Consider the following 23,460-nt stretch of genomic DNA (forward strand, 5'->3'; position numbering starts at 1 on the left):
ATATCACCAAAAGGCTGTAAATTGAATTTACAGCCTACATTTCTATTTTTTATTTTATTTCTTATATGCCGTATTTTCTAAAGGTAATGTTGTTCTAAATTTTCCATCTTTTTTATAATAAGCATTTTGAACTGCTGGTGCAGCTGGTATAGCAGCAATTTCACCGATACCTTTTGCTCCGTATGCTAATTCTTCTTTATTTTTTTCTATTAATATGGTTTCTATTTCTGGAGATTGAACAGATCTCAACAACCCTAAAGTTCCAAACTTAGCTTGTGGCACACCATCTTTAAGTGGAAAGTCTTCTGTTAATCCATAACCTAAACTCATTATTACTCCACCATCTATTTGTCCCGATGCAGTTACAGGATTTATAGCATGCCCTATATCATGAGCCGCTACTACTTTTTCAACAATTCCTTCTTTATTAAGAATTACAACTTGTGTAGCATATCCATATGAAACGTGACTTACTGGATTTGGTTTGTCACTTCCCATAGGATCAGATTCAAAACTGTATTCTCCAGAGAAAAGCTCTCCTTCTAGTTCTTCTATAGATTTTTCTTTTAAAGCTTCCTTAAGTTTCAACGATGCGCGTCTTGTAGCTTCTCCAGTAAATACTGTTTGTCTTGATGCCGTAGTTGTACCAGAATTTGGTGTATATTTCGTATCAGGCTGTTCAATCACCACTTGTTTAGGATTTAACCCTGTTGTTTCACAAACTACTTGATATATAATAGTTTGTAAACCTTGACCTATACCTGAAGCACTAGATCTAATCCTTGCAATTCCATCTTGAACAAAAATATTACATCTTCCTATATCAGGGACTCCAACACCTAATCCTGCATTTTTCATAGCTGAAGCTATACCAACGAATTTACTTTCATCTTGTGATAAATTTTCATATACTTCCTTTACTGCTTCTAATGTTTCAGCAAATGCTGTACCTTCATCTGCAATTTGACCATTAGGTAACACTTCTCCAGGTCTTATAGCATTTAAATATCTAATTTCCCAAGGTGAAATTCCAACCTTTTCTGCCAAATCATTTAATGTGGATTCCATTGCAAAACATGATTGAGTAACACCAAAGCCCCTAAATGCACCTGCTGGAGGATTATTTGTATAATATGCCTTTCCTTCTATATCTACATTTTGATAATTATATGGCCCAGCAGCATGAGTACATGCTCTTTGTAAAACAGGTCCACCAAGTGATGCATATGCACCCGTGTCTGATATAATCCTTGATATCATACCTAAAAGCTTTCCATTTTCGTCGCATGCAACCTTCATATAAATTTCCATTGCATGTCTTTTAGGATGTATTTTTATACTTTCTTGTCTAGATAACAAAACTTTCACCGGTTTTTTTGAAAGATATGCTAGTAACCCAGCGTGATGCTGCACACTCATATCCTCTTTTCCACCGAATCCTCCACCTACATATGCGCTTTGTATTCTAACTTTGCTAGAATCTATACCTAGCATTTCAGTTATTTCTCTATATTCATCATATATTCCTTGACCACCTGTAATAACTTTTACTCCATCTCCATCAGGTACACCTATGGCACATTCAGGTTCTAAAAAGGCATGTTCTGTAAAAGGTGTTTTATAGTTATATTCTGAAATATATTTTGCTTTTTCAAACGCAACCTCTACATCTCCTCTTTTAAGTGTCTGAAGTGATAATAAGTTTCCTCCATTATGAATGAATGGTGCTCCATCTGCTGCTGCTTCTTTTGGATTGTTTATAGGTGTTAATTTTTCATATTTTATTTCTACAAGTTTAATTGCCTCTTCTAACTTTTCTTTTGTATCTGCTACAACTAAAGCTACTGCATCACCTACATACCTTGTTTCTTCCCCAACAGCTATCATTACTGGCCAATCCCTTTTTATATGACCAATAAATCTTTCCCCTGGTATATCTTCTGCAGTATAAACTCCTATAACACCATCTAACTTCAAAGCTTTATCTTTATTTATTGAAATTACCTTACACCTAGCATATGGTGGTCTTATTGCTTTTCCATATACCATGCCTTCTACTACTATATCATCAACATATTTAGCTTCGCCTAATGTTTTATCTCTAGCATCAACTCTGAATATGCTTTTTCCTATATTTACTGCATCCTCGTTATAAGGAATTTCCTCATTATTTCTAAAAATTTGAGCTGCTAACATTATTGCTTCTTCTATTTTTACATAACCTGTACAACGACAAATATTCCCTTTAATTGCTTTTTTAACATCAATTTTAGTTGGATTGTTATTTTGGTCAATTAGTGCTTTTGCGCTTATAACCATTCCAGGTATACAAAAGCCACACTGAACAGCTCCGCATTTTGCAAATGCATAGCTATAAACATCCCTTTCTCTTTCTGTTAATCCTTCTACTGTTACTATTTTTTTTCCTTCTACTTTTGATACTCTCATTATACAAGCTCTAATAACTTTACCATCTGCTATAACCGAACATGCACCACATGCACCTTCATCACAACCATTTTTAACTGCAGTAAGTCCTAAGTCATCCCTTAAATAGCTCATTAAACTTTTATCTTTTTCAACTTCATATAATTTACCATTTACATTTAATGAATACATTACTAACCCTCCATATTATTCTTCATACTTCTTTTCAGAAATTCTCCATCGCCTTTATTAGCTAACATTTTTTCATTCTGAATAATAATGTTTCCTCTCTGGATAGTTGTTTCGACTACATAATTTACCTTAAAACCATCGTAAGTTGTATAGTCTACAGCACTGTGTCTATTTTCATTTTTAATTATTTTTTCTTCTTGTTTTAATATTACTATATCTCCATCCATTCCAATTTGTATAGAGCCCTTTGTAGGAAACAGCCCAAAAATTTTTGCTGGCTTAGTTGATAGCTTATTAATTAAATTATTGATGGTTAATCCTCTTTTTATTCCTTCTGTAAGAACTATTTCCATTCTTTCCTCCACACCAGGTACTCCACCTGGAGCAATACTAAAATCATTTTTACCATCTAATTTATTTTTTAAGTAAAAAGGACAATGATCTGTAGCAATTACATCAACATCATTATTTTCTATACCTTTCCACAAAAACTCAACATCCTCACTTTTTCTCAAAGGAGGTGCCATAATATATTTTAATCCTTCATTATTTTCTTTTTTATAACAGTCTTCAGTTAATGTTAAATACTGAACACATGTTTCACAATAAATATTTTTAACTCCTCTTTGTCTAGCTGAAATAATTTCATTTAAACCTTTTTTTGTAGATACATGAACAAAATAAAGATGAGGATATCCTGCTATTTCACTTAAATATATCATCCTGCTAATTGCTTCTGCCTCTGTAGAGTCAGGTCTTGACAAAGCATGATATATTGGTGTTGTTTTATAAATTTGCTTATAATACTGCCTTAAATATTGTATTGCACCATGATTTTCCGCATGAACAGCAATCACAACTCCTAATTCTTTTGCTCTTAAAAGTATTTTTAATATGTCTTCATCATGAAGCATATTATCATATGTCATATATATTTTAAAACTAGTTATTCCTTCTTTAACCAAGCTTTCCATCTCTTCTAGAATATCCATACTTACATGCTGAACTACTCCATGAAAGCTGTAATCGATTATGGACTTATTTTTTGCTAATTTATGATATTCGTTAATTTGATGATGAAGCGTACATCCATTTGGTCCAAATGAGATATGATCTACTATTGTTGTAGTACCACCATATGCTGCAGCTTTAGTTCCAGTATAAAAATCATCCACTGCCCTATATTTTCCTAAATCTAAATCCATATGAGTGTGAACATCTACCCCACCTGGTAAAACTAACTTGCCTTCAGCATCAATTACATCATGTATACTACTTGGTATATTACGACCAATTTCTGCTATTTCCCCATTCTCAACTAATATATCAGCTTTATAACTATATTCACAATTACTTATTAATCCATTTCTAATTATAAGCCCCAAAATTTCCTCCTGAATGAATTGCTATTATTTTTAATATTTTATCATGTTTTAAAATAAAAGTAAAACCAAACTGCACTCATCAAGGGACGATAGTATCGTCCCCATTTGAATCAAGTTATAAAAACATTACTTTTTCTCTATTGCATCTCTTTCTGCTTTTTCTTCTGCTATTGTTTTCTTTGGAAGTATAATATTTAATATAAATACCACTGTAGTTGCAAGAACTACTGGAGAACTAGCAAATACCATTGTAAACCATCCTGGTAAATATTGAAGTCCTGCTGGATTTATTTGAGTTATACCCATTCCCAATGCTATACCAAGACCAACTATGGTAGTATTTCTTACTGATAATTCATCTTGTATTATTAATCTCATTCCTGTCATTGTTATTTGAGCAAATACTGATATTGTTGCTCCCCCAATAACACATTGTGGTATTGAAGTCATAACTGCACCAAATTTTGGTATAAATCCTGCTATAAATATCATAACAGCTGTTATCCTAACTACTGATAAACTTACTACCTTCGTCATAGCTACTATACCAACATTTTGGCTATATGTAGCAGTTGGTAAGGCACCTATTAACGAGCCTACTAAACTAACTACCCCGTTTGCTTTTATACCGCCTGACAATTCTTCGTCTGTTGCTTCTCTATCCATACCTCCTACAGTAGTTCCTGATAAATCACCTACTGCCTGAACGGAGTTAACAACAAACATTACTGCCATGGTGGCTACTGCGGCTAATGGAAATTCTAATTTATACGGTAATATAGAAGGTAAAGTAAACCACGAAGCATTGCCAATAGCATCAAATGTTATTATACCAGCCGCCAAACTTGCTACATATCCTACTATTATACCTATTAAAATGGCTGCAAGTTTGATATATCCCTTACCAAACATATTACAAATTAAAACTACTGCTAATGTTAATAATGCAATACCCCAGTATACTAAACCACCATATCTTGGGTCAGTTGCTTGAAATCCACCTGCCATATAGTTTACTGCAACCTTATAAAGAGAAAGTCCAATTGTAAATACAACAGTTCCAGCTACCATTGGTGGAAAATATTTTCTAATTTTCTTTATGAATATACCAACTATAAAAGCTACTATACCACCTACAAATTGAGCACCAAAAATTGCTCCTATACCAAATTTAACTCCAATTGCCAATATCGTAGGAATATAAGCAAAACTTACACCCATTATAACTGGTAATTTAGCTCCAATATTAAATATTGGAAATGACTGCAATAAAGTTGCTATAGCAGCTATAAACATACTTGCTTGAACTAATTGAATCCTTTGTTCTGCTGCTAAATCAATTGCACCTGATAATACTAATGCAGGTAATACGTTACCAACTATCATTGCTAAAAGATGTTGAAGAGACATAGGCATTGCTGTTCCAAGACTTGGTTTTCCTTCCATGCTAAAAAGCGAAGAATTAACCGGTGTTTGATTACTTTTCATAATTTGTTCCTCCTAAAATTATTGTAATAAATATAGTACACATGCATGCTTTGAACAATAAAGTGTACAGGTTCATATCCACCCTCATACATGTATGGAAACCATTCTACGAGATAGATAATATCCCATAGAATGGTTGATATGCATTTTAATTAATTACATTAATGGCCAAATTTGTTTTGCTCTTTCTCTTGATTTCGCCTTAATCGAAGTTACATCAGCTACTAAAATTTCTCTATCCTTCATGACAAACTTTCCAGCTATAATTGTGTCATTAACAATTCTACCTGTCATTCCAAACAATGCATGACCAAACCAATTATCACCATTCATAGGTGTAAGAGGGTCATAATCAAGTGTTATAATATCAGCATAAGCACCTTTTTGTATTACTCCTAAATCCTTTTTAAAATATTTTGATAATATTTTTGGATTGTTGTCAAATTGCATTGCTTTTGTTTCCATAAAACCAACTGTAGGGTCGCATAAATGATGACTGTGTAAAATATTTGCTACTTTCATTGATTCAAACATGTCATTAGTATATGCATCTGTTCCAAGTCCTACTCTCACGCCTTGCTTTATCATGGATATTATTGGAGGACAGCCAACTGCATTATTCATATTTGATTCTGGGTTATGCACTACACTTGTATTTGTATCTTTTAAAATCTCAATTTCTCTCTGGTTTGCATGAACACCATGAACTGCAATAGTTTGTTCTCCTAATATATCAAAGTCATGTAGTCTTTCAACAACTCTTCTTCCATATTTTTTAAGAGAATCATACTCATCTTGAATACCTTCAGCCACGTGTATATGATAACCATTATAAACACCTTCCATGGCCTCTCTTACTTTGTTAAGAGTATCGTTTGAAACCGTAAATGATGCATGGAGTCCAAACAAACCTTTTATCATATCGTTGTTATCATCTTTTTGACATGCTTTAATAAAATTAATATTTTCTTCTATTTCTTTTAACATAATTTCATGACCGTCTCTGTCAGAAACTTCATAGCATAATGATGTTCTAACTCCTAATTCTTTTGCAGCTTCAGCTATGGCAAAAAGACTTCCTGTAACTGAATTTGGACCTGAATGATGATCTATTAGTGTAGTTACTCCATTTTGAATTGAATCTATATAGGTAGTTTGTGCATTTAATTTTACGTCTTCCAATGTAAGCTTTCTATCTAAGCTCCACCATAAATTTTCTAGAACCTCGAAAAAATCACTAGTAGGTTTACTTACTGACATACCTCTTGCATATGCGCTATAAATATGACTGTGAGCACATATCATACCAGGCATTATTACTCTACCTTTAACATCTACTACCTCTTCGTTTGGATATGATTTTTTTAAATCTTCAAAAGATCCAACTTCTTCGATAATATTGTCTTTTATTAATACCGCTCCATTTTCTAAATATGTGCTGGCTGAATCATTAGTTATTAATTTTCCATTGCCTATAATCATTTTATCCTCTCCTTTTTTCTTTATCCTATTACTGTAGGATTCAAGAAATGTTTGTAATCAGATGACACTGATTTAATAAACTTTTCAAGTTCGTTAGATATTTTTCCATCACCAAGAGTATGCTCTATTACATTTCCATTCTCAGCTCTAACTAGGAACTTATCATCATATAACTTCAAGAAACCAACATTAGATGAATCTTCAAATTCTTCTTTTGACCAGAACAAAGTTACTTTATCTTTATAAGGTCTATCTTCATAAGGGCAGAAAACTCCACAGTTCCCGCACTCATTGCACATTCCATCTATATGAAGAATTTGATGTAAATTATTAAACCCTTCAACATTTATTATTACATTTGCCCTATTAGGGCATACCTCTTTACAAATTTCACAAATTTGATCACATTTTAAACATCTTTCGCCTTCTTCTTTCCCCTTCTCAATAGGAGCTAAAACTGCTTTTCTTGTATAAACTTGCTCATTTTCCATTGGTACATTAAACTTTTTAAAGTCGTTACTTAAATTTTCTTTCTTTAAAATATCTAATGCAGCTGTTTTAGCATCTGCCATCGCTTTAACTATGGTAGATGGTCCTTGTTTACAGTCTCCTATAAAGTAAACATTTTCAATATTACTTTCCAAACTAGATAATAACTTAAGTCGTCCTCTATCATCCATGTTAATACTATTATCTTTAAACGGTTTAGTATCAACCTTTGCTCCAGTAGCTCCAATGACCGTATCAAACTCTAATTCTATGAATTTTCCTGTTCCAACAACAGATTTTCTTCCACTTGAATCAAAATCTCCAAGAGACATCTTTTCACAAATTAAAACTTTTCCATCATATTTAGCTGGTGCTAATAATTCATCTATCTTTATTCCTTCTTCTTTAACTTCATTAACATCTTCTTGGCTAGCAGGCATATAACTTTCTGTTCTTCTGTAAACTACATGAACTTCTTCTACACCTTTTTGTCTTAGAGCAGTACGAGCACAATCCATAGCAACATCTCCAGCACCTATTACAGCAACTTTCTTTCCAAGTTCTGCTGACTTTTCATTTCTTGCATTCCACAAAAAATCTAGGGCATCTAACACTTTTTCTTGACCTTCTTTTACAGGTGAATCACCTTTCATCCATGCTCCCGTTGCAACTAAAACATAATCATATTTTTTCTTCAATTGTTCATAGCTATCAGTTACATCCGTATTAAATTTAAATTCTACACCTTGCTTAACTGCTATTTGATAATCTCTTTCAATTAATTCTTCTGCGATTCTAAATTCAGGAATTATATATCTTACAATACCATATGGTTTATCTAGCTTTTCAAATACTACAACGTCCATTCCATTTCTTCTTAAATAAGAAGCTGCTGCAACACCACCAGGACCTGCTCCAATAACTGCAACTTTTTTATTTGACTTCAATTCAGATTTTTTAATTGCATCAACAAATTTTTGCTGAGCATTATCAGCTGCTACGAATTTCATAGCTCTAATTTGAATACTTTTGTCATAGTCAACTCTTGTACATTTATCTTGACATGGGTGGCTACATAATGTTCCTAAAATACTAGGTGCTGTATTGTCATTAGCTATAACATTTATTGCTTCGTCATACTTTCCATCAGATACTAATTTTAAATATTCAGGTATCTGCTGATTAATAGGACATCCGCCATCTTTACATGGTGCCATAAAACAATCTATTAAAGGTAACTTGTTTTCAGTTTTTCTAGATTTAACCTTGTCTCTATAAGATTTTTGATATCTAGGGTCTTCAATTACAGACTCTGCATATGATATTAAACTTTTAGTATCAATATCCTTAAATTCAGGAGTAAGCATAGATTCAGAAACCTCAGCTATTTGCTTAAATCTTTCATATCCGCCTGGCTTAAGAATTGTAGTAGCCATAGTTACTGGCTGGATACCAGTTGCCAAAATTTCATTTATATTAGCTGCATCCGCTCCACCGGAGTAAGCTATTGGTAATTTCCCATCAAATTCTTTTGATAATTTTGCCGCTAATGTAATAGATAATGGGAAAAGAGATCTTCCTGACATATACATTTCTTCAGATGGCAATTCATTTCTTTTTACATCAACCGGGAATGTATTTGTAAGCTTCAAACCGAAAGAACGGTCTTTTTCCTTAGCTAATAACATTAATCTTTTAAACATTGCAACTGCATCGTTATATTGCAAGTCATCTTTAAAGTGAAAATCTGTAAATGATATATAATCATAACCCAATTTGTTAGTTGTTTCTCTAGCAAACTCATAACCTAATAATGTTGGATTACATTTTATAAATGTATTTAGATTCTTTTCTGTTAATAAATAAGTGGATATACTTTCAATTTCATGTGCCGGGCAACCATGTAATGTAGAAAGTGTAATTGATTGACATATATTTGGTGATATTTTATCCAAATCTTCTTTATTGAACTTTGAAAATTTATTTAAGTTATCACTTAAGAATTGTTTACAAGCTTTAAAAGCTTCTGTGTTTGATGCATCTTTCAAACCTTCAATATAATTGTCTATTTTTTCAGATTTAATTCCCTCTAAATCATATCCTACACTCATGTTATAAGCAAAATCCTTATAATCAGCCAATCCTAATTCTTTTGCTAATACCTGTATTAAAAAGTATGCTTTTACATATTCTGCAAATGCTTGCTGCACAGTTAATTCTGTAGACCATTCACAGTTATAGCATTCATCTTCAGCGTAAATACATGGTCTATTAACAGCATGCTGTATTTGTTCACCATCCATAATTTGAACAGTTTTTAATTCGATGAATCTAGAACCTGCCAAATATGAACCAATTATATTTTGTGCTAATTGACAATGAGGACCTGCTGCAGGTCCTATAGCTGAACCTAATTTATCACCAAAAACAGTTTTTAAATAATTACCACTTTTGTTTCTATAAAATTTGTCTTCTTTAATTCCAAAAATTGCTCTTTCGTTTTTATACTCTTCTAAGCACCAATCTACCAAATGTTCAAAAGAGATAAGTCTCATATTTTCACCCATTAAAATCCTCCATTAATATTTAGAATTTTAGTAATAACATTTTCTCTTCTTCTTTATTTTGTTTTTACTAAGATTTAATCCATGTTCCTGTTTTACCTGCAAGTCCGTCAGCTGCTTTTTCCAAAGATGTTATTAATGTTTTTCTTCCAGGTTTTGATGATGCAAATGATAATCCAGCCAAAACCTTTGGTAGCATAGAGCCCTCTGCAAATTCTTTGTTTTCTATATGTTTTTTAGCAGTATCTAATGTTAATTCTGACAACCATTCTTGTTCAGGTGTTCCAAATTTTATTGCTACTTTTTCAACTGCAGTTAAAACTACAAAGCTATCTGCATCTAGTTTTTGCGCCATTAAGCTACTTGCAAAGTCCTTATCAATAACTGCTCCTACACCTTTGAGATGATTTCCCTCTCTTACTACAGGAATTCCCCCACCTCCGCATGCAATAACAATTTCTCCAGCTTCCAGAAGTGATTTAACCGTATCAATCTCCACTATATCTTGTGGTTTTGGTGATGCAACCACTCTTCTGTAACCACGTCCTGAATCTTCTACTACCACCATTCCTCTAGCACGATTAACTTCTGCTTCATCTGCAGTCATAAAAGGTCCAATTGGTTTTGTTGGACGTTCAAATGCTGGGTCTTCTTCGTCTACAACAACTTGTGTAATTATTGATGTAACGGATTTTTTTATTCCTCTATTTAAAAGCTCTTCACGAAGTGCATTTTGTAAATCATAACCTATATATGCCTGACTCATAGCAACACACATGGATAGCGGCATATAGGGAAATTTAGAATCTACCTTTCCATATTCTGTGAATGCATTATTTATCATACCTACCTGTGGGCCGTTACCATGTGCAACAACTACATCATAGCCTTCCTCAATAAGGTCAGCAATAGCCTTGGAAGTATATTTTACTGCATCCATTTGTTCTTTAAGTGTACTACCTAAAGCATTTCCACCTAAAGCTAAAACAATCTTTTTTTTCATAAATTTCTCCTTAATAACAATTAAAATTTAAAACAGCGAAAAACTAAATATATATTTTATAAATACATTTAGTTTTTCATTTTTAATATTACCTATTTTCTACATATATTGTTGGAAGTGCAGCATAAACTGCAGCACACTTAACTAAATCTGCTTTCCATGTTTTTTCATTAGGAGCGTGAGCTTGAGCTTCAGCTCCAGGTCCAAATCCAATTACAGGAATACCATTACGTCCCATAATAGAAACACCATTTGTTGAGAAAGTCCATTTATCAGTAAGTGGACGATCTTTTCTCATTGCATCAGTTTCTTTAGAACCACTTCTTGTTGATCCATAAAGGTTCATGTATGCTTCTTCCATAGCTTTAGTAACAGCATGGTCTTCTGGAATTACCCAAGTTGGAAAATAGCATTCAATTGGGTATACTAAACCTGTGTAGCTTGGTCTTTCATAATCATACATACTTACAGTTGCATTGTATTTCTTTACTGCTGGAAGTGCACGTATTTCATCTAAACAACTTTCCCAAGTTTCACCTGCTGTCATACGTCTGTCTAATGAAACAGAGCATGAATCTGCTACTGCACAACGGCTTGGTGAAGTAAAGAATATTTCAGATGTAGTTACAGTACCACGTCCCAAGAATGCAGCCTCTTTATATTGAGCATTGTACTTTTCATCCAACATTTTAACTAAACCTTTTATTTCAGTACTATCTGATGTGTCATTTTCATTAAGATCACGGATATTTAAAAGTATTTCAGCCATTTTGTATATAGCATTGTCTCCACGCTCTGGAGCAGAACCATGGCATGAAACTCCCTGAACATCAACACGAATTTCCATACGTCCTCTTTGGCCACGATAAATACCGCTATCTGTAGGTTCTGTAGATACTACAAATTCTGGTCTAATTTTATCCTCGTTAATAATATATTGCCAGCATAGTCCGTCACAGTCTTCTTCTTGAACTGTTCCAACTACTAAAGCTGTATATTTTTCACTTAGCATACCTAAATCTTTCATTATTTTTGCACCATAAACTGAAGACACTATACCTCCTAATTGGTCAGATGTCCCACGTCCTCCAATTTCAGTATCACTTTCCATTCCTTCGTATGGGTCGAATTGCCAGTTAGCTCTATTTCCAATACCTACTGTATCTATATGTGCATCAAAACCAATTAAAGTTTCTCCTGTTCCCATATATCCAAGAACATTTCCCATTGGGTCTATTTCAACCTTATCAAATCCAACCGCTCTCATTTCTTCTGCAATACGATCAATGTGACCTTTTTCATCACAGCTTTCTCCTGGAGTACGAACTAAATCTCTTAAGAATTTAGTCATATCTTTTTCATAGCCTTCAGCAGCTTTTTGTATTTTATTATAATCTAAATTTGCTTTCAATTTCAAAATTCCTCCCTTTGTTTATTTCTTATCTGATTAATCTTGCTTTATTTTGATCAAGTAATTTTTGTAATGTTTCTTCTGGGTTCTTAACTTTTTGTAAGAATATCATAGCAGCTATAATATATGGTTTATAACTAGCTTCCTTGTATAAAGGAATTCTATATCTATCAAATACTGATGCATCAACTTCACCTGTTTCACAGCTTACTCCTGTTATATCTGCTGGTAAACAATGTAAATATAAAGCTTTACCATCTTTAGTTAACTTCATCATTTCTTCTGTACAAGCCCAATCTGTATGTTCTGCATTTTGTTTTAATAATTTTTTTTCTAATTCTTCAATTTCCTTATGTTTTCCTTCTCCATAAAGATTAGTTCTTTCTTCCATTGCTGCAAATGGAGCCCAGCTCTTTGGATATACTATATCAGCATCTTTGAATGCTTCTTCCATAGAATTTGTTTTAGTGAACTTTCCACCATATTGCTCTGCATTTTTTCTAGCAACTTCTTCAACCTCTGACATAACTTCATATCCTTCAGGATGAGCTAGTGTAACATCCATACCAAATCTAGTCATAAGAGCTATTACACCTTGAGGAACTGATAATGGCTTTCCATAAGAAGGTGAATATGCCCAAGTCATAGCTATTTTTTTACCTTTAAGATTTTCAACTCCGCCAAACTCATGGATTATATGAAGCATATCCGCCATTGATTGTGTTGGATGATCTATATCACATTGAAGATTTACTATTGTTGGTCTTTGATTTAAAACTCCATCTTTATATCCTTCTTCAACATATTCTGCAACACTTTTTTGATAAGTATGGCCTTTTCCAATATACATATCATCACGAATACCTATTACGTCTGCCATAAATGAAATCATATTCGATGTTTCTTTTACTGTTTCACCATGAGCTATTTGTGATTTTCCTTCGTCTAAATCTTGAATTTCTAATCCCAAAAGGTTACATGCTGATGCAAAAGAAAATCTTGTTCTTGTAGAATTGTCTCTAAATAAAGATATTCCTAGACCTGAGTCAAATATTTTAGGACTGATATTATTTTCTCTTAAATATCTTAATGTATCTGCTACTGTAAATATTGCTTCTAATTCATCTTGAGTTTTATCCCATGTTAAGAAAAAATCATCATGGTAAAGATTCTCACAATCTAATCCTTTAAGTGTTTCCATTAATTTATTAAAATCCATATTCATATTAATAATTCTCCTTTTATTGTCTTTTTATTGTATATTTTTATTTGTTTGAATGTAATCCATTCCACACTATATCTCTATAATTTGCAAAGTCCGTGTCGCCTTCTGTACTAAAGCAAAGTACAATAGAATTTTTATCAAGTTTTAAAGATTCTTTAATGTCTTTCAATTCTTCTAACGTCATAACTTGAGATACAACACCTGCTGAAGCGGCTCCACTTTCACCAGAAATAATTCTTTCATCACCCTTAAGTGGATTACCTAAAACTCTCATTCCATGGGCTGCTGTTGAATCAGGCACCGATAAAAAGTTTTCAGCATTTGCATTAAGAACAGGCCATCCAACTGTAACTGGTTCACCACATGCTAGACCTGCCATAATAGTGTTCATTTCACCTGTAACAGGATGGAGTTTACCATCATCAGCTTTTGCAGTTTTATACAAACATGCTGCTTTATCAGGCTCAACTATTGTAATTATAGGTTTATCATCTTCATAAACCGAAGAGAAAAATCCAGTAACTGCCGATGAAAGTGAACCTACTCCCGCTTGCAAGAAAATATGTGTAGGTTTTTTATTTAGCTTTTCTAACTCTAAATATGCTTCGTATGCCATTGTCATGTAACCTTGCATAATCCAAGTTGGAATATCTTCATAACCCTCCCAGGATGTATCCTGAACCATTACATAACCATTTTTTTCTGCTAATTCGTTGCAATACCTAACAGTATCATCATAATTCCACTCTGTTATTTCACATGTAGCACCATGAGCTCTAATTCTATCTCTTCTTTCAAGAGAACTTCCTTTAGGCATATAAACAATTGCTTTTTGTTTAAGCTGCTCAGCAGTCCAAGCAATTCCTCTTCCGTGGTTTCCATCTGTTGCAGTTATAAATGTTAATTCTCCTAGTTCCTTTTTAATATCATCTGACATTAAAACTTTATAAGGGAGATCTTCTATACTTTTTCCTAATCTGTTAGCTATATACTGACCAATTGCAAAACTGCCTCCTAAAACTTTAAACGCATTTAAACCAAATCTATATGATTCATCTTTTATAAAAAAATCCTTTAAACCTATATATTTTGACAATTCATTTAATTCTACTAAAGGGGTTTCTGTATATTGTTCAAAGCTCGAATGAAATTTAAGTGTTTTTTTTGCAACTTCTTCATTTAAAAAATCTAATGATACCTTTTTTCTTTTAGTGACATCATTTTTCACTAACTCATACATTTCTAACACATTTCTACCTCTTTTCAATAAATTATATATACTTGTTCAATAAGCAATTTCTATGCCAACTTGTTTTTTTATTTTTATTATTGTTGTTTTTTTTAATTAAAATATTCATTGAAAAATCAACTTGTACACATTTTTATAAAAATTATTAATTTAAATAAACAAAACAACAATTAAACAAATTTATCAATTTGATATTTTTTTATCAATTTGATAAACTTGCATTTTCTGATATTTAGCCATAATTTCAATCTTTATCAAATTTTTATCATTTTGATAAAAAAAGAACTAAGCTATTAACAGCTCAGTTCTTTTTTTTATAAATTTTATAATTTTCTATATAATGTTGCAATTCCTATTCCAAGTGCTTTTGCAGCAGATGCTTTACCCTCTGTCGTATCACCAAAATGCTCTATAGCCTTCTTTATTTCATTTTGTTCTAATTCTTTAAGTGTTTTAATACCTCCGGTTTTATCGTTTCTTTTAGTATCTGAGTTACTACTGTGTTTTCTTATATTAATTGGTATTGCATTGTTATCAACTATACCATCTTCCATCATATTTACCATAAACTCTACAGTATTTTCGAGTTCTCTCACATTCCCATACCATGGATATTCAACTAGCTTTTTCATTGTTTCTTGTTCAATTTTAATGAAATTTTTACCAAAAAGCTTTCTATAGTAATGAATGAAATAAAAAATCAAATCTACTATATCTTCTTTTCTTTCTCTCAATGGTGGAATTTCCACAGGTATTACATTCAATCTATAATATAAATCTTCCCTAAATTTATTTTGTGTAATCATTTCTTTTAAATTTTTATTTGTTGCGGCTATAATTCTTACATCTAGAGGTATGACTTGATTTGAACCTATTCTAGTTATTTTTTTATTTTGTATTACTCTTAACAATTTTGACTGTAAATATATAGGCATGTCTCCTATTTCATCTAAAAATATAACCCCATTATTTGCAAGCTCAAATTTTCCTATTTTACCTGTTGGATCAGCACCAGTAAATGCTCCTTTAACATAACCAAACAATTCACTTTCAAGAAGTGGTTCTGGTATCGCTGCACAGTTTATTGCTACAAACCTATTTTTTCTTCGATCGGAATTTTGCCATATAGCTGTTGCTACAACTTCTTTCCCACTACCGCTTTCTCCTGTAATCAATACTGTTGAAAATGAATCCGATATTTTTTTTATTTCTTCTTTAAGTTTTTTTGTTGCCTGACTGCTACCAACAATATTTTCCGAGTTCAATGTATTAACTGTAGAAGTCATAGCATAAATTTCAGATTGAATTCCCTTCAAATCTTTAAACAGTAAAACATGCTTGTATACTGGATTTTCTGGGATATCAAAAATATCTCCAATTACAGTATCCACATTTTCACCTATTTTAATTCTATACTCTTTGCTGTTGTTAACCATGTCACCAGTTTCTGTTATATCAATATGTTCATTATTAATTATCCTTTTTATTCCCAATTGCCTTTTAGCACTTGGATTTATAGTATCAACGTTACCATTCTTATTGATAATAATTGCACCTTCATCCATGCTCCTAATAATTATCTTTAGCATATCAAACATTGCAACTTTACTTTTTTCTTCTTCGTCTTCATGTGCTTTAGTTACTATAAAATCAGATATTTGCTCTAAGAATGCTAAATAGCTATCTAAATTATTTACTATGACATCTCTTGATTTTTCATTGGAGCATGCCATACCAATAACTCCGATAATTTCATCATTCATTATGATTGGAGTAGATATCTCAAACGTTTCTTTACACTCATCTTTAATTTTACAATTTTTACACTTTATATCTTTTCGAGGCTCATAAATTATCTGTCTCTTGCCTGTTTTTATAGCATGCTTGTATACATGTGAATTTTCAGATACGTCCTTGTTAACATCTTCACTAAATATACCTGTACCTGCAACTCTAATCAATTTAAAATTGACAACTTCAACATCAACTTTAGCAATTTCAGCAGTAATATTTGCATATTTCTGAACTGTATCAGAAATACATGACAAATCGTACATATATTTCACCGTCCTCTAATAATAAATAACATTATTACTTTTATTTTAGTTAATGCCTTGGGTTTCTTCTAACCGAAAGTACTGCCTTTAAAACAGCTGTTGTCACTTCTAACCCTGATTTACTGAACTCCTGCTTTTTACTTTCGATTTCATCTCTTGTTGCTACGATATACAAAGGCTTGAGATTGTTTAATGCTAAAGCTACTATATCATCTCTACAGCGATCGCATTTGCAACAATTCATTTTTTGAAGAGTTATATCTAGTTTTTCCATGACTAAACCCTCCATAACATTATATATTATAATACCACTTTTTTCTTCCTCACAATATTCGTCATCTTGAATTATATCAATTACGCTATTATCTATATTTTGAGAAGCACTTTCATCTTGTTCTGTTTTTTTAATATCATTTGAGTTTAAATCTTCATCCTCTGATTTTTGGACTTCATTTAAATATACTTTATTTGCATTTATAGATACTAGCCCTTCTGGATACATTTCATCATTGTCGGAATTATCTTTAACGCCATCTGAATCCTTTTCACTATTTTTTTTCAGATTTGTGGGCATTATTTTTTTATACATCAATTCCTTATCAAATGATTTTTTTGCCTTAGCCATCGTTATATTCCTCTCTTAATAAGTTCATTTACAAAGCTTAAATAATCTTCGGTAGCACCATTTTTAGGTGAATATTGATGAATATTTTGCTGGCTTGTCTGCGCTTCCATTACTGCTACACTAGCACGTATCGTTGATTTATACAAACTTGTTCCAAGCTCTGTTGCTATTAGTTCAGCTGTACCCTTTATCTCTTTACTTAATATCGTTCTCTTATTAAACTTTGTTAGCAAAATTCCTTCTATTTTTAAATTAGGATTACAATATGTTTTAACTCTTTTAATTGTTTCTGACAACTGAGCAATTCCTTGCAAACTAAAAATATCAGATAACATTGGTATTATTATATAATCTGAAGCTGTAAATGCATTGACAGTTAAAATGCTTAATGCTGGAGGTGTATCGATAAATATGTAATCATATTTATCTTTTACTGAACTAAGTGCTTCCTTAAGTAAAAACTCTCTTCCGGTCTGTGTAAACTCCAATTCTATACCACTTAAAAGTATGTTAGATGCAATAATGTCAAATGATTCTGTTCTTTGTATTGAAAAGGAAGTTTTAACTTCTTCTTTTAAAACCTCATAAATTGTAGGACAATCTTCAGTTTCAGCACCTGCACTAAAACTTAAATTGGATTGTGAATCAAGGTCTACGCATAAAACCTTAAAACCTTTAAGTTTAAATCCAGCCGCAATAGCCCCTGTTGTAGTGGTTTTTCCCACTCCACCTTTTTGATTAGATATAGAAATTACTTTTCCCATTTGGTTAAAGCTCCTTTAAATTAAGTTACATTTATTAAATTGTAACAAAAAAATCGTATTTTAACAATACAATTTTTAAATTCGACATTATTTTATCTTACTTAATTTTTTGCAAAATAAAACCGGGACTACTAATCCCGATTTATTTTTTGTTTGAAACTGCATTAGCATATTGGCAACATTACGATTTTTTCAATCTATAAATCCATTGAATTCAATGAGTTCACAGATTTATTACATCATGCCGCCCATTCCGCCCATGCCGCCCATTGGAGGCATTGCAGGTCCTTCTTCTTTAGCTTCTTCTGCTACTGCTGCTTCAGTTGTTAACAACATTGAAGCAACTGATGCTGCATTTTGAAGAGCTGATCTAGTTACTTTTGTTGGATCAACTATTCCTGCTTCTATCATATTTACATAAACTTCATTAGCTGCATCAAAGCCTATGCCTTTTTCACTATTTTTAACTTTTTCAACTATTACAGATCCTTCAAGACCTGCATTAATTGCAATTTGTCTAACTGGCTCTTCTAGAGCTTTTTCAATAATTCTAGCACCTGTTTTAGCATCTCCTGTCAAGCTTTCTGCAACTTTTGCAACAACTCCTGTAGTTGCAAGAAGCGCTACTCCTCCACCTGATACTAAACCTTCTTCAACTGCTGCTCTCGTAGCATTTAAAGCATCTTCAATTCTAAGTTTCTTTTCTTTCATTTCAGTTTCTGTAGCTGCTCCAACGTTAATAACTGCTACTCCACCTGTTAATTTAGCTAATCTTTCTTGTAATTTTTCCTTATCAAATTCTGAAGTTGATTCTTCGTATTGAGCTTTAATTTGATTTACTCTTTCTTGGATTTGTGCTGAATCTCCAGAACCATTTACTATTATTGTATTTTCTTTATCTATTTTAACTGTTCCTGCATTACCAAGCATCTCCATTGTAGCATCTTTTAAATCATATCCTAATTCTTCTGACACAACTTCTCCACCTGTTAATATCGCAATATCTCTTAACATTTCTTTTCTTCTGTCACCAAATCCTGGAGCCTTTACTGCTACGCAGTTAAATGTTCCTCTTAATTTGTTAACAACTAATGTAGCTAAAGCTTCTCCATCTACATCTTCTGCAATTATAACAAGAGCCTTTCCACTTTGAACAACTTGCTCAAGTATAGGAAGTATTTCTTGAATATTTGATATTTTTTTATCTGTAATTAGTATATATGGATTGTCTAATACTGCTTCCATTTTTTCTGTGTTAGTTACCATATATGCTGATAAGTATCCTCTGTCAAATTGCATACCTTCAACTACTGTTAGCTCTGTTCCCATAGTTTTTGATTCTTCTACAGTTATAACACCATCTTTACCAACTTTATCCATTGCTTCAGATATTAATTTACCAATTTCTTCATCTCCAGCTGATATTGAAGCTATTTGTGCTATTTCTTCTGAAGTTTCAACTTTTTTAGTTGTATTTTTCAATTCTTCAACAGCTGCAGTTACTGCGGCTTGAATACCTCTTTTAAGAACCATTGGATTGGCACCAGCTGCAACATTTTTTAAACCTTCTCTAATTATAGCTTGAGCTAATAATGTAGCTGTAGTAGTACCATCACCTGCAACATCATTTGTTTTTGTTGCAACTTCTTTTACTAATTGTGCTCCCATGTTTTCATATGGGTCTGATAATTCTATTTCCCTTGCTATTGTAACACCGTCATTTGTAATAACAGGTGAACCAAATGATTTATGTAATACTACATTTCTTCCTTTTGGTCCTAAAGTTACTTTTACTGTATCTGCTAAGGCATTAACTCCTCTTTCCATTGCGCGGCGTGCGTCTTCATCAAATTTAATTATCTTTGCCATGTCTATACCTCTTCTCTTTTATTTTTATTCAATAACTGCTAATACATCAGCTAATTTTATAACTATTAATTCTTCCCCATCAATCTTTACTTCAGTTCCAGCAAATTTAGAGAATATAACCTTGTCTCCAACTTTAACTTCATCTTTTTTCTTTTCGTCTGATGTAATTCCTGCACCTATTGCTAAAATTTCTGCCATTTGTGGTTTTTCTTTTGCAGAACCAGGTAATACTATACCGCTTTTAGTTTTTTCTTCTGCTTCTACCATTTTAATTACTAATCTTTCACCAAGTGGTTTAACTGCCATTTATATTTCCTCCTATTTTTTATTTAATGCTAATATTTACTTGAAATATTAATAAATTTGTTTCGGGTTGTTAGCACTCGTCTCAATAGAGTGCTAACACTTAGTGTTTATATAATACTCAATAGTAGTATTGTTTTCAAGTGCTATTTTAACATGATTTTTCTCATTTAAAGTCATTATGTGACTATATTGTTGCAATTTGATATCTATACTTTTAATTAATCTTTTTTTCTTTATTTTACTTAATATTTCATTTTTTACTATAAAAAAAACAAAGGGTTTATTCTTTTATCAAAAAACAGTTGATGAATTTTACATATTTTGATATAGTATAGTAAATATTACAATTAATATATCACATATAATCATATATATTCTAGGAGGTTTAAAATGGGTCTTGTTACATCAAAAGAAATGTTTAAAAAAGCTTATGAAGGCAATTATGCAGTTGGTGCATTTAATGTAAACAACATGGAAATTATTCAAGGTATAGTAGATGCGGCTAAACAAGAAAATGCACCTCTAATTTTACAAGTTTCTGCTGGTGCTAGAAAATATGCAAATCCAATTTATTTAAGAAAACTTGTTGAAGCTGCTATAGAAGATTCTGGACTAGATATAGTTTTGCATCTAGATCATGGCGATAGCTTTGAAATTTGCAAATCATGTGTTGATGGTGGATTTTCTTCTGTAATGATTGATGGATCAAAGTTATCTTTTGAAGAAAACATAGCTCTAACTAAAAGAGTTGTAGAATATGCCCATGACAAAGGTGTAGTGGTAGAAGCAGAACTGGGAAAACTTGCAGGTGTTGAAGATGCTGTAAAAGTTAATACTAAAGATGCTACCTACACAGACCCTGATGAAGCAGCAGAGTTTGTTCATAGAACTGGTGTAGATTCTCTTGCTATAGCAATAGGAACAAGCCACGGAGCTTATAAATTCAAAGGTGACCCTAGTCTGGATTTTGAAAGATTAGAAAAAATAAGCAAATTATTGCCTAATTTTCCTCTAGTTCTTCATGGTTCATCTTCTGTACCAAAGGAATTTGTTGATTTATGTAATAAATATGGTGGGAAAATACCAGGTGCTGCTGGTGTCCCTGAAGAAATGCTTCTCAAGGCTTCTAAAATGGCAGTTTGTAAAATTAATATTGATACTGATCTAAGACTTGCCATGACAGCATGTATCAGACAAATTTTAGTTGAAAATCCTTCCGAATTTGACCCTAGAAAATATTTAGGACCTGGAAGAGATGCAATTAGAGATATGGTTTCACATAAAATGAGAAATGTATTGGGATGCAGTAATAAAAAATAATTAAAATTGAAGGACTTGAGTCATTTTATTGACCCAAGTCCCTTTTTATTCTTGCTCTAATTTTACTAATTTTATATTTCTTAAATAAAGTATAAAATCCGTTGTTACCATAACTAAATTAAGAATATATAAATAAACTACTCCATCATAATTAAATAATATTTTATTTAAAATTCCAAATATATAACCAAGTATCAATATTAATAAAAAATATGGACTTTTCCCCGCTACTGATTTTGATTTATAAGATTTATAAATGGAAAAAGGCCATGCTGCCCCAAAACAAAGAAGCATCAACATTTCAAATATACTCATAATTACCTCCTTAATGTATCAGAAATTCTATCTAACATAGTAATACAAAAAACATTTTTGGTCAAGCAGTAACTTTACTTCATATTGGGTTTATTCAAACAGGTTGAAACATAATTTTTATCTATAGTAACTACTAAATAATATATTTCATCTGCATTATTTTCTTCATTTATAGATCTTTCTATTTGATTTATTAATTCCTTAGGTGGAATTTTAAAATCAACAGGAATTACTACATCAAAAATTAAATTTGTATGCGTTTTACCTTTTACTATTCTAAAATCATGCATTGATAGCCTTTCATCTATTGATTTAATAATGACTATTAATTGTTCTCTAAGTTTATTTATCTCTTTATCATCAGTTACTACCGGGTCAAGATGTATAACTAAATTGATATCTAAATCTCTGGCAAAATCTCTTTCAATATTATCTATCAAATCATGACATATTAAAATATCCTGTTTTGCATCAACCTCTGCATGAACTGTTGCAAAATATTTGCTTGGTCCATAATTATGTACAACTAGATCATGTATATTTAATATACCTTCATATTCTATGATTTTATTTTCTATGGACTCAACAAATTCAGGATCTGGTAATTCTCCTAATAATGGATTCATTAAGTCTTTTAATATATTAATTCCTGAAAACATTATAAACAACGCAACTATCATGCCCATATATCCATCAATTTGATAACCCGTAATTTTAGATACTATAATAGAAACTAGAACAACAGAAGTAGCAATAACATCATTCCTACTATCCATAGAAGTTGCCTTCATAGTTGTTGAAGATATTTTATCAGCGATTTTTCCGTTAAAATAGCTGAGCCAAAGCTTAACAACTATTGATAATATCAATACAAATATCATTATATAGCTAAAGTTTATCGGTTCCGGATTTATTATTTTGTCAAATGATGATTTCACGAGCTCTAGTCCTAATAATAATATTACAAATGCAACTATCATTCCTGATATATATTCTATACGTTCATGGCCAAAGGGGTGTTTTTTGTCAGCAGGTTTACCTGCCATTTTAAATCCTATCAGGGTAATTACAGAAGAACCTGCATCGGATAAATTATTTACACCATCTGCAGTTATTGAAATACTTTTAAATATTAGTCCTACTGATATTTTACTAACACAAAGAAATACATTTGATATTATTCCAATTATGCTTCCTAATTTACCATATGCTTCTCTTACAGATGAATCTTTAGTGTTTTCGTAATCTTTAATAAATTTTTTAATTATAAAATTAGTCATCCCACTTAC

Annotated in this window: 17 protein-coding genes; 1 reads left to right on the plus strand and 16 read right to left on the minus strand. The window is 31.9% G+C overall.

The window, feature by feature from the left end; genetic code table 11:
• Positions 1 to 54 precede the first annotated feature (54 nt).
• The 14 genes from xdh to J2Z76_RS08065 form a co-directional block, all read right to left on the minus strand.
• The gene (gene xdh / locus J2Z76_RS08000; RefSeq protein WP_209511516.1) at positions 55 to 2,619 is read right to left on the minus strand and encodes a selenium-dependent xanthine dehydrogenase; all 2,565 of its coding nucleotides are present in this window, start codon (positions 2,617 to 2,619) and stop codon (positions 55 to 57) included.
• 2 nt (positions 2,620 to 2,621) lie between these two features.
• Positions 2,622 to 4,004 (minus strand): dihydropyrimidinase, encoded by a 1,383-nt coding sequence (gene hydA, locus J2Z76_RS08005; protein ID WP_209511517.1) that lies wholly within the window; start codon positions 4,002 to 4,004, stop codon positions 2,622 to 2,624.
• 126 nt (positions 4,005 to 4,130) lie between these two features.
• Entirely contained in the window at positions 4,131 to 5,492 is a 1,362-nt protein-coding gene (locus J2Z76_RS08010) for a uracil-xanthine permease family protein (RefSeq protein WP_209511518.1), read from the minus strand.
• Positions 5,493 to 5,648: 156 nt separating this feature from the next.
• On the minus strand, positions 5,649 to 6,974 hold the full coding sequence (ssnA, locus tag J2Z76_RS08015; RefSeq protein ID WP_209511519.1) for a putative aminohydrolase SsnA: 1,326 nt from the start codon (positions 6,972 to 6,974) through the stop codon (positions 5,649 to 5,651).
• Positions 6,975 to 6,994: 20 nt separating this feature from the next.
• Complete coding sequence (gene ygfK, locus J2Z76_RS08020) at positions 6,995 to 10,030, minus strand: putative selenate reductase subunit YgfK (RefSeq protein WP_209511520.1); 3,036 nt, start codon at positions 10,028 to 10,030, stop codon at positions 6,995 to 6,997.
• 67 nt (positions 10,031 to 10,097) lie between these two features.
• Positions 10,098 to 11,030, minus strand: coding sequence for a carbamate kinase (gene arcC / locus J2Z76_RS08025; protein WP_209511521.1), 933 nt, complete (start codon positions 11,028 to 11,030; stop codon positions 10,098 to 10,100).
• An 88-nt stretch (positions 11,031 to 11,118) separates the two neighbouring features.
• On the minus strand, positions 11,119 to 12,441 hold the full coding sequence (locus tag J2Z76_RS08030; RefSeq protein WP_280922384.1) for a YgeY family selenium metabolism-linked hydrolase: 1,323 nt from the start codon (positions 12,439 to 12,441) through the stop codon (positions 11,119 to 11,121).
• Between the two features lie 28 nt (positions 12,442 to 12,469).
• A complete protein-coding gene (gene ygeW / locus J2Z76_RS08035; RefSeq protein ID WP_209511522.1) occupies positions 12,470 to 13,666 on the minus strand; it encodes a knotted carbamoyltransferase YgeW in 1,197 nt (398 codons plus the stop codon).
• Positions 13,667 to 13,706: 40 nt separating this feature from the next.
• On the minus strand, positions 13,707 to 14,915 hold the full coding sequence (gene dpaL, locus J2Z76_RS08040; protein ID WP_425347559.1) for a diaminopropionate ammonia-lyase: 1,209 nt from the start codon (positions 14,913 to 14,915) through the stop codon (positions 13,707 to 13,709).
• Positions 14,916 to 15,238: 323 nt separating this feature from the next.
• Positions 15,239 to 16,972 carry a sigma-54 interaction domain-containing protein gene (locus tag J2Z76_RS08045; RefSeq protein ID WP_209511523.1) on the minus strand — a complete coding sequence of 578 codons (1,734 nt, stop codon included), beginning with the start codon at positions 16,970 to 16,972 and terminating at the stop codon, positions 15,239 to 15,241.
• Between the two features lie 49 nt (positions 16,973 to 17,021).
• Positions 17,022 to 17,597: a late competence development ComFB family protein gene (locus tag J2Z76_RS08050; RefSeq protein ID WP_209511524.1), complete on the minus strand. Its 576-nt coding sequence runs from the start codon at positions 17,595 to 17,597 to the stop codon at positions 17,022 to 17,024.
• A 2-nt stretch (positions 17,598 to 17,599) separates the two neighbouring features.
• Entirely contained in the window at positions 17,600 to 18,361 is a 762-nt protein-coding gene (locus tag J2Z76_RS08055) for a ParA family protein (RefSeq protein ID WP_209511525.1), read from the minus strand.
• A 234-nt stretch (positions 18,362 to 18,595) separates the two neighbouring features.
• Positions 18,596 to 20,230: a chaperonin GroEL gene (gene groL, locus J2Z76_RS08060; protein ID WP_209511526.1), complete on the minus strand. Its 1,635-nt coding sequence runs from the start codon at positions 20,228 to 20,230 to the stop codon at positions 18,596 to 18,598.
• Positions 20,231 to 20,254: 24 nt separating this feature from the next.
• The gene (locus J2Z76_RS08065) at positions 20,255 to 20,536 is read right to left on the minus strand and encodes a co-chaperone GroES (RefSeq protein WP_209511527.1); all 282 of its coding nucleotides are present in this window, start codon (positions 20,534 to 20,536) and stop codon (positions 20,255 to 20,257) included.
• A gap of 390 nt (positions 20,537 to 20,926) precedes the next feature.
• Between J2Z76_RS08065 and fba the strand changes: the two genes are divergently transcribed.
• On the plus strand, positions 20,927 to 21,856 hold the full coding sequence (gene fba, locus J2Z76_RS08070) for a class II fructose-1,6-bisphosphate aldolase (RefSeq protein WP_209511528.1): 930 nt from the start codon (positions 20,927 to 20,929) through the stop codon (positions 21,854 to 21,856).
• Positions 21,857 to 21,901: 45 nt separating this feature from the next.
• Here fba and J2Z76_RS08075 read toward each other — a convergent pair whose 3' ends face one another.
• Both J2Z76_RS08075 and J2Z76_RS08080 read right to left on the minus strand, forming a co-directional pair.
• Positions 21,902 to 22,171 carry a PQ-loop domain-containing transporter gene (locus tag J2Z76_RS08075; protein WP_209511529.1) on the minus strand — a complete coding sequence of 90 codons (270 nt, stop codon included), beginning with the start codon at positions 22,169 to 22,171 and terminating at the stop codon, positions 21,902 to 21,904.
• A gap of 74 nt (positions 22,172 to 22,245) precedes the next feature.
• A complete protein-coding gene (locus tag J2Z76_RS08080; RefSeq protein ID WP_209511530.1) occupies positions 22,246 to 23,451 on the minus strand; it encodes a cation diffusion facilitator family transporter in 1,206 nt (401 codons plus the stop codon).
• Positions 23,452 to 23,460 lie beyond the last annotated feature (9 nt).

The sequence above is a fragment of the Sedimentibacter acidaminivorans genome (assembly GCF_017873955.1).
GTDB classification, from domain to species: domain Bacteria; phylum Bacillota; class Clostridia; order Tissierellales; family Sedimentibacteraceae; genus Sedimentibacter; species Sedimentibacter acidaminivorans.

Bases quoted from the DNA above. Each gene is read 5' to 3' on its own strand.
- arcC (WP_209511521.1), bottom strand. From the start codon at position 11,030: ATGAAAAAAAAGATTGTTTTAGCTTTAGGTGGAAATGCTTTAGGTAGT.
- xdh (WP_209511516.1), bottom strand. From the start codon at position 2,619: ATGTATTCATTAAATGTAAATGGTAAATTATATGAAGTTGAAAAAGAT.
- J2Z76_RS08055 (WP_209511525.1), bottom strand. From the start codon at position 18,361: ATGGGAAAAGTAATTTCTATATCTAATCAAAAAGGTGGAGTGGGAAAA.
- J2Z76_RS08080 (WP_209511530.1), bottom strand. From the start codon at position 23,451: ATGACTAATTTTATAATTAAAAAATTTATTAAAGATTACGAAAACACT.
- fba (WP_209511528.1), top strand. From the start codon at position 20,927: ATGGGTCTTGTTACATCAAAAGAAATGTTTAAAAAAGCTTATGAAGGC.
- ygfK (WP_209511520.1), bottom strand. From the start codon at position 10,030: ATGGGTGAAAATATGAGACTTATCTCTTTTGAACATTTGGTAGATTGG.
- groL (WP_209511526.1), bottom strand. From the start codon at position 20,230: ATGGCAAAGATAATTAAATTTGATGAAGACGCACGCCGCGCAATGGAA.
- J2Z76_RS08065 (WP_209511527.1), bottom strand. From the start codon at position 20,536: ATGGCAGTTAAACCACTTGGTGAAAGATTAGTAATTAAAATGGTAGAA.
- J2Z76_RS08075 (WP_209511529.1), bottom strand. From the start codon at position 22,171: ATGAGTATATTTGAAATGTTGATGCTTCTTTGTTTTGGGGCAGCATGG.
- J2Z76_RS08050 (WP_209511524.1), bottom strand. From the start codon at position 17,597: ATGGCTAAGGCAAAAAAATCATTTGATAAGGAATTGATGTATAAAAAA.
- ssnA (WP_209511519.1), bottom strand. From the start codon at position 6,974: ATGATTATAGGCAATGGAAAATTAATAACTAATGATTCAGCCAGCACA.
- J2Z76_RS08010 (WP_209511518.1), bottom strand. From the start codon at position 5,492: ATGAAAAGTAATCAAACACCGGTTAATTCTTCGCTTTTTAGCATGGAA.
- J2Z76_RS08045 (WP_209511523.1), bottom strand. From the start codon at position 16,972: ATGTACGATTTGTCATGTATTTCTGATACAGTTCAGAAATATGCAAAT.
- ygeW (WP_209511522.1), bottom strand. From the start codon at position 13,666: ATGAATATGGATTTTAATAAATTAATGGAAACACTTAAAGGATTAGAT.